Below are 6,777 nucleotides of genomic sequence, written 5' to 3'. Positions count from 1 at the left end.
GTAAATAATTCAGATTGCAGTTGTCGAGAACTAACTATAGGTGGTATATTGATTGATGGTCTTACATCCGCATCTAGTTTAATGATATTATCCTGATTCTGAATACTGAAGGATAGTAATTGGTTTTCTGGGGGTGGTTTTTGTCTTTCTTTCGGTATTGTCAATAAGTGATTAACAACCCAGCGAGCGGCTAGAAGTTCGCGTCGCTGTCCTGCTAAAATTGCTTTATTTAATAAAGGCATTCCTGGTATTCTTAATTTTTCTGTGACTAGATTAATAGCTTGATCAATATTATTAATTCCTGAATTTTGTAAATTATTTCGCAACTTAGCAAATGGCAAAGGAGAATTAATGATTACTGGTTCTGTGAACCAATAATAACCACCATTAGCAACTTCTTGAAGAATGGGGACTAATTGAGAAATTGATATTCCTTTAGGACAATAACCATTTATTCCTATTGCTTTTGCCGCAATGAGCATTTCTGGTTGGGATTTTGAACTTAAAAGTAATATAGGTATGTGGGGATATAAAGCTTTTAGTTGTTTACAGAACTGCAAACCCAATTGTTCATTCCCTAATTCTAAAATGATTAATTTAATTTGCTGAGAATTTACTTGCGCTAAAACCTGTAAAGCTGCGGTATCTGTGGCAACGTCTGCTATAACTTGTAAATTAGGAATAGCTTCCAGTGTTACCTTTAGTCCTAAACGGAAAATTGGATCTGGGTCAATTAATAAGAATTGTAAAAGGCGATCGCTCATTTTTACAAGAGATTTGATTCCTGATTTTTAGGCTAAGTAGGTTGGCGTTGAAAATTGTCGTTATGGCAAGGCAAAAGGCAAGAGGCAAGAGGGTTTGGGCGATTTTACGTTTCTTTACACAGTTTGGTTTTATTGTGTTCACCTACTTAGTTTAAATTCTCAATTCCTAATCATTCACTTTGTCACGATAACCATAAAAGTTAATAGTATATTCAGAAATTTTCATCCCTGTTTGCGCTTCTACTTGACGTAGCAACTCTTCGGGTAATTCTATCTGCACATCTAAAATCTGATTTGTATCTATACAGTTAACATGACTATGGGAATCACTATTATTTCCATATAATCGTCCATCACCATGTTCAATACACTCTATAATACTCTGGCTAGATAAAGCTTCTAGATTTTGATATACCGAAGTATGTCCAATTTCTTTACCTTCTTTATTGAGTCGATCATAAATCTCCCTAGCAGAAAGATGCTCTTTCGCTTGCCAAAGCAACTCCAGTATAAAGCGTCTCTGACGACTGACACGCATTCCTAACATTTGACACCTATCCAAAGCATCTTCTAAGGAACGAATAGGTTTAAGACAACTTCCTTGCTTGTACATATTTCAGGTTGTGAATTCTAGAAATTGGAAATCAATTCAAAATACCCTCACGACAGGACTCACTCCCGCAAAATTAAAGAACACTTTGCCTTTTGCCTGTTTGCTAACTCATAATATTCTCAATTTAAAAAAAACTCATAACAACTTTATCTTAAAATTCCTCTCAATGTCTACCTCAAGTGGTTAAAAAACTGTTACTGTGAATTGTCAACACTGTTGAGTAAGTAAGTATCTATCTATCAGTCCATGACAATCACAATCACCCTCAACAACGATTCTATTTATAGTTTAGATGTATCACCTGCCTTAATGGTGATTGAACCACTGCTGCAAGCAGGAAATATTTCCTCCTATGAACAGCAACTACGTCTAGAAATTAATTATGAACAGGAAGAAAATGATCCACGGGAGTTATCGGAAATTCCCGAGGTAAGACTGTGGTTTGTGCGTCTTGATGCCAAGTATCCTTGGTTACCATTTTTACTAGACTGGAAAGCCGGAGAATTATCTAGATACGCAGCAATGTTAGTACCTCATCAGTTTAGTTCTAAAGAAGGTATCCAGTACAACCCCGAAGCCTTAGAAATATTTTTGATGCACAAAATCTTTATTTTAAGTGATTGGTTGTACAAACAAGATATTGTTAGTCCATCTCGACTCAAATCCTTAGCGCAAATTCTGGGCTATGAATTAGATGATGCTTTCTTTGAAATGATTGAAAAAACTAATTAATTTGGAAAGGGAACAGGTGACAGGGAACAGGTGACAGGTGACAGGTGACAGGTGACAGGTGACAGGTGACAGGTGACAGGGAACAGGTGACAGGTGACAGGTGACAGGTGACAGGTGACAGGTGACAGGTGACAGGGAACAGGTGACAGGTGACAGGTGACAGGTGATAGGGAACAGGGAACAGGGAACAGGGAACAGGGAAAAAATTTCCTTCTGACTCCTGACTCCTGCTAGATGATTTTGAAGCTAAAATCTAAAATCCAAAATTGATAATAGTTAACTTCCCCAAATTTTTTCTAAGACTATTTGGGGCGCAATATCTGCTAGTTTTCCAGTGGGTGAGGTAATAGCTAAGACTTTTTCACTTGCGGGTAATAATTTTTCTGAGTCCGTAGAATTTAGCAAAGCTATTGTATATGTTTCTACTGCTATACTCAATTGCAGAAGACTATTTTCTACAGACAACATTAAACTAGCGCCACCAATGATGGCGGTTAGCTTGCCAATATCATCGGGGGAAGTAACTTTAATATTGTGACAATGTTCTAAAATTGAACGCACAAACGACTCATTATCAGCTTCTTTAATGACAACAACGGGTAAATCTGGTTGTTTTTCTTGGCAAGCTGCAATGATTTTTTGCCAACTTTCTACAGGGTAGGTTGTATCTACATTAGATCCACCAGCATTGATGAGAATAAAACCTGATTCACTTACGCCTAAACGTTTTTGTTCTCCTTGCGCCCATTCGATGTCTACTTTTGGCACATTTACTGATAGTGGTGGACAAGGAGTATTAATCTTTAAAGGTTTGAGTAGGTCATGGTACACTTTTGCCACATATTGGGATAGGTTGGGTGTAATGTGATTAGTGAGAAAAACCGCACCTTGTCCTTGATAGCCAATGCGTGTGGGGATTCCTGTTAACCACATTAGCAAGCCTACTAACCAACTTTGTCCAACAATAATAGCGACATCATACTCACGATCGCGGATCATGCCAACTAAGTTACCCCAATCAGCCAAACTATTACGATCTTTGTAGTCAAAAGTTAATACATCATGAACTGACTTGCTTATTCGGTAAGCAGCCTTTGACTGGGGTTCGACAATGACATCTATCTGCGCGTCGGGATAATAACGCTTAAGATCATCAAGAGTGGCAAAAAAAAGAATTTGGTTATCAATTGAACCAGGTACAAGGGTTACTACACGCATAATATTTATTAACGTTTATTGTTTTATATTTTAGGAGAATATAGGTATTGAGAATTATGAGTCACGATCTTAAAATGTAGGGGCGCAGGGCGTGCGCCCAAGGGTTAGAAGTTAGGAGTTTTTGAATTTTGCTAGTGAAGTTATTCTCAAGAATGGGTATTCTGAATTTATTTAATTAAAGATCAAGGAAAAGTTGTGCATTTACTAATTCCCGCTGCTGGAAGTGGCAAAAGAATGGGCGCTGATGGTAATAAACTTTTATTACAGGTACGTTCAAAACCATTGATTGCTTGGACTTTGTTGGCAGCAGAAGCCGCAAGTTCTATTAGTTGGATAGGAATTGTTTCTCAACCTCAAGATTGGGACAAGTTCAAGTCTATTATCGCTGAATTAAAGCTAAAAAAAACAATAGAATTAATTTCTGGTGGTTCTACTCGTCAAGAGTCAGTTTATAATGGCTTACAGGCATTACCAAGTAATGCGGAACAGGTATTAATCCATGATGGCGCTCGTTGTTTGGCAACACCAGATTTATTTAATGCCTGTTCTGAAGCAATTCTCAATTGTTCTGGTTTAATTGCGGCTGTACCTGTTAAAGATACCATTAAAGTTGTTGATGACAATGGCATAATTAAAAGTACACCAGAACGTAAACAACTTTGGGCGGCTCAAACCCCCCAAGGGTTCGATGTCAAATTGTTAAAACAGTGCCACGCTGAAGGTGTCCGTCAAGGTTGGGAAGTGACTGATGATGCGGCTTTGTTTGAAAAATGCGGTATTGAAGTGAGGATAGTTTCGGGGGAAGAGACTAATTTGAAAATTACTACTCCTCAAGATTTGGCGATCGCAGAATTTATACTTAGTTATAGAGAATAAGCAGGGGGCAAGCAGGGGGAGAAAAATTTTCTAAAATCTAAAATCCAAAATCTAAAATCCAAAATCTAAAATACTGAATGCCCAAGAATATACCTATAGCCGGCAAAATAGAAGCGATTCTTTATTTAAAGGGTAAACCCTTATCACTAAGTGAAATTGCTGAATATGCGAAATGCGATCGCTTCACAGCAGAAGAAGGAATTATCCAACTAATTGAGAATTATTCCCGTCAAGACACAGCTTTAGAAGTCGTAGAAACTGAACATGGTTATAGTTTACAACTGCGGTCAGAATTTCATGATTTAGTGCAAGCTATAATACCAGTAGAATTGGGAGTTGGGGCATTACGGACATTAGCAGCGATCGCCCTCCATAATCCCATATTGCAAAGTGAATTGATTAATTTACGGGGTTCGGGAGCTTATCAGCACGTTCAAGAATTAGTAGAATCCGGTTTCGTCCGCAAACGCCGAGAAAGTGATTCTCGCTCCTTTTCCCTGCAAATAACACCAAAATTTCATCAGTATTTTCAAATCGAACAACTACCCCAAATTTTGGCAATTCCAGACAAAGAACAGCAACTAGAACTGAAGTTAGAAGGATTAGAGGCAGAGGAGGGAACAATTCAAAATTAAAAAACCCTTCTCTATTCCCTATTGCCTTTTCTCTGTAGAAAATGCGCTACCCTATGAATATGGTTTAGAGTAAAATCAGCAGTTAAGCTAATATAAATCGCCAATGGTGTTTGATCCTGACTTTTTGCAAGACGACTCTGAGCAACACCCTAATCAACTTCTGAATGATCGCTTTGGGGACAACCCAAACCAATTACTGAAATATTTACAGCATCAATCTCCTGAAGTTTTAGCCCGTGTAGCCCAAGCTGTCAGCCCCGAAATTAAACAAATCATTTCCCAGAATGTCCAAGGACTCGTGGGAGTGATACCGACAGAACATTTTAATGTGCAAATTACAACAGACCGGGAAAATCTAGCGGGAATACTAGCATCAGCAATGATGACAGGTTATTTTCTCCGCCAAATGGAACAGAGAATGCAATTGGAACATTTATCCAATCAATAGGAGTCAGGAGTCAGGAGTCAGGAGTTCACCAAAAACAAAGAACAAAAAGAAAGTTTCTTCCCCTCCCCCTGCTTCCTATTCCTGTTCTCTGTCCCCTGCTATTGAGGATAATTTCCCGAACGAACCTGAAAGATTTGAGTTTTCCCATTGCGGTTGACTTCTATGGTAAGAATGTCCCCAACACTACTCGATTCGACTATCTTTTGGACTTGAGCCGCAATTTTGATTTGTTTACCATTAACTTTTTGAATCACGTCACCAGGAAGTAATCCTCCTATCTGTGCGGGTGATTTTTCCATGACTTTTCTGATAACAATTCCCACGTCTGGCTGAATGTTTAGCTGATCTTCCGCTTTCAGTCGCTCTTTTGTGGTTGTGGAAATGTCTGTCATCTCAATTCCTAGAAAGGGGTGAGCAACTTCTCCTGTGGTAAACAGTTCATTGGCTACACGAAAGGCGGTTTCAATGGGGATAGCAAAACCAAGTCCTTGAGCATCAGCACGGATAGCAGTATTTACGCCAATAACTTGCCCTTGAGCATTTAAGAGTGGTCCACCAGAATTGCCAGGATTAATAGCTGCATCTGTTTGGATAAAACTAACGCGCTTATTAGGAACGCCTACTTGGGCGCTAGTTCTGTCCGTGGCACTGATAATGCCAATAGTGACAGTATTATCTAAACCTAACGGATTGCCTATAGCGATCGCCCATTGTCCAGGAATTAAATTTTGTGAATTACCTAACTTGACTATCGGCAACTTGTGGGCGGAAATTTTAACTGCGGCTATATCTGTCACCGTATCAACCCCTACCACCTTCCCCTCAAAACTCCGCCCATCTTTGAGGGTAACTTGAACCGTGTCTGTATCTGCCACTACATGAGCATTAGTTAATAACTTACCATCCTCACTCAGTATAAATCCTGAACCTGTCCCTCGCTCAACTTTTTCTGAGGGGATTGGTTGTTCATCCTCTTTAAAAAAATGGCGAAATAAGGGATTTTTGAGAGCTTCAGTCATCGGATTTGATACTTTACGAATTGCATTAATTCGCACAACCGCAGGACCAACTCTGCCGACAGCAGTGGCGATAAAATTGATATTATCACTTCCCGAAGTGTTAAGTATGCCATTGACAGGTTGAGGAGCAGCAGATTCAGCAGGTAAAGTTACTGCCACATTTTTCAATTCTTGAAATGAAAGATTGTGCGTCCAAAAATAACGACTAACAAATACACCACCACCAGAGCCAATTACCACCAAACCTAGATAAACAGCCAGTTGCTTCCAAGATACATTCATAATTATTAAGAATAATGGCACTCAAGGACAGATGAAAGCTTATCTCTTTAGTGTAATCAAGCAAACCTTCAGTGAACAGATCATTTGAGCGATAAATATCAAAAATTTGTCAGCATATTCGGGGATCATATCTAGTAGTCTGTCAACCCGAAAATGAGGGGTGAAGGGGGGTAGGGGGAGAAGAGAGGTG

The 6,777-nt window shown here is 39.1% G+C and carries 8 protein-coding genes; 4 read left to right on the top strand and 4 right to left on the bottom strand.

Annotated features, from left to right (window positions below):
• Nucleotides 1-764 (bottom strand): response regulator transcription factor (locus IQ228_RS17830; protein WP_193963777.1); only part of this gene is annotated, 764 nt, incomplete at its 3' end.
• Between the two features lie 166 nt (nucleotides 765-930).
• Nucleotides 931-1,377 carry a Fur family transcriptional regulator gene (locus IQ228_RS17825; protein ID WP_193963775.1) on the bottom strand — a complete coding sequence of 149 codons (447 nt, stop codon included), beginning with the start codon at nucleotides 1,375-1,377 and terminating at the stop codon, nucleotides 931-933.
• 246 nt (nucleotides 1,378-1,623) lie between these two features.
• On the opposite strand from IQ228_RS17825, the gene IQ228_RS17820 reads away from it, so the two are divergent.
• Nucleotides 1,624-2,109 carry a CRR6 family NdhI maturation factor gene (locus tag IQ228_RS17820; RefSeq protein WP_027401722.1) on the top strand — a complete coding sequence of 162 codons (486 nt, stop codon included), beginning with the start codon at nucleotides 1,624-1,626 and terminating at the stop codon, nucleotides 2,107-2,109.
• A 276-nt stretch (nucleotides 2,110-2,385) separates the two neighbouring features.
• Here IQ228_RS17820 and IQ228_RS17815 read toward each other — a convergent pair whose 3' ends face one another.
• Nucleotides 2,386-3,327 (bottom strand): glycosyltransferase family 9 protein, encoded by a 942-nt coding sequence (locus IQ228_RS17815; RefSeq protein WP_193963773.1) that lies wholly within the window; start codon nucleotides 3,325-3,327, stop codon nucleotides 2,386-2,388.
• 195 nt (nucleotides 3,328-3,522) lie between these two features.
• Between IQ228_RS17815 and ispD the strand changes: the two genes are divergently transcribed.
• The 3 genes from ispD to IQ228_RS17800 all read left to right on the top strand — a co-directional run bounded on the left by ispD (nucleotide 3,523) and on the right by IQ228_RS17800 (nucleotide 5,286).
• A complete protein-coding gene (gene ispD, locus IQ228_RS17810) occupies nucleotides 3,523-4,203 on the top strand; it encodes a 2-C-methyl-D-erythritol 4-phosphate cytidylyltransferase (protein WP_193963771.1) in 681 nt (226 codons plus the stop codon).
• A 77-nt stretch (nucleotides 4,204-4,280) separates the two neighbouring features.
• Entirely contained in the window at nucleotides 4,281-4,838 is a 558-nt protein-coding gene (scpB, locus tag IQ228_RS17805; RefSeq protein WP_027401718.1) for an SMC-Scp complex subunit ScpB, read from the top strand.
• Nucleotides 4,839-4,941: 103 nt separating this feature from the next.
• A complete protein-coding gene (locus IQ228_RS17800) occupies nucleotides 4,942-5,286 on the top strand; it encodes a DUF760 domain-containing protein (RefSeq protein ID WP_027401717.1) in 345 nt (114 codons plus the stop codon).
• A 98-nt stretch (nucleotides 5,287-5,384) separates the two neighbouring features.
• Here the strand turns inward: IQ228_RS17800 and IQ228_RS17795 are convergent, their stop codons facing one another.
• Nucleotides 5,385-6,587, bottom strand: coding sequence for an HhoA/HhoB/HtrA family serine endopeptidase (locus tag IQ228_RS17795; RefSeq protein WP_027401716.1), 1,203 nt, complete (start codon nucleotides 6,585-6,587; stop codon nucleotides 5,385-5,387).
• Nucleotides 6,588-6,777: the final 190 nt, after the last annotated feature.

Origin of the sequence: Dolichospermum sp. LEGE 00246 (assembly GCF_015207865.1) — a bacterium.
Classification (GTDB): Bacteria; Cyanobacteriota; Cyanobacteriia; order Cyanobacteriales; family Nostocaceae; genus Dolichospermum; species Dolichospermum heterosporum.
Note: the sequence above shows the minus strand (reverse complement) of the source record. Positions and strands in the feature narration are given on the sequence as shown.

Bases quoted from the DNA above. Each gene is read 5' to 3' on its own strand.
- IQ228_RS17825 (WP_193963775.1), bottom strand. From the start codon at position 1,377: ATGTACAAGCAAGGAAGTTGTCTTAAACCTATTCGTTCCTTAGAAGAT.
- IQ228_RS17820 (WP_027401722.1), top strand. From the start codon at position 1,624: ATGACAATCACAATCACCCTCAACAACGATTCTATTTATAGTTTAGAT.
- IQ228_RS17815 (WP_193963773.1), bottom strand. From the start codon at position 3,327: ATGCGTGTAGTAACCCTTGTACCTGGTTCAATTGATAACCAAATTCTT.
- scpB (WP_027401718.1), top strand. From the start codon at position 4,281: ATGCCCAAGAATATACCTATAGCCGGCAAAATAGAAGCGATTCTTTAT.
- IQ228_RS17800 (WP_027401717.1), top strand. From the start codon at position 4,942: ATGGTGTTTGATCCTGACTTTTTGCAAGACGACTCTGAGCAACACCCT.
- IQ228_RS17795 (WP_027401716.1), bottom strand. From the start codon at position 6,587: ATGAATGTATCTTGGAAGCAACTGGCTGTTTATCTAGGTTTGGTGGTA.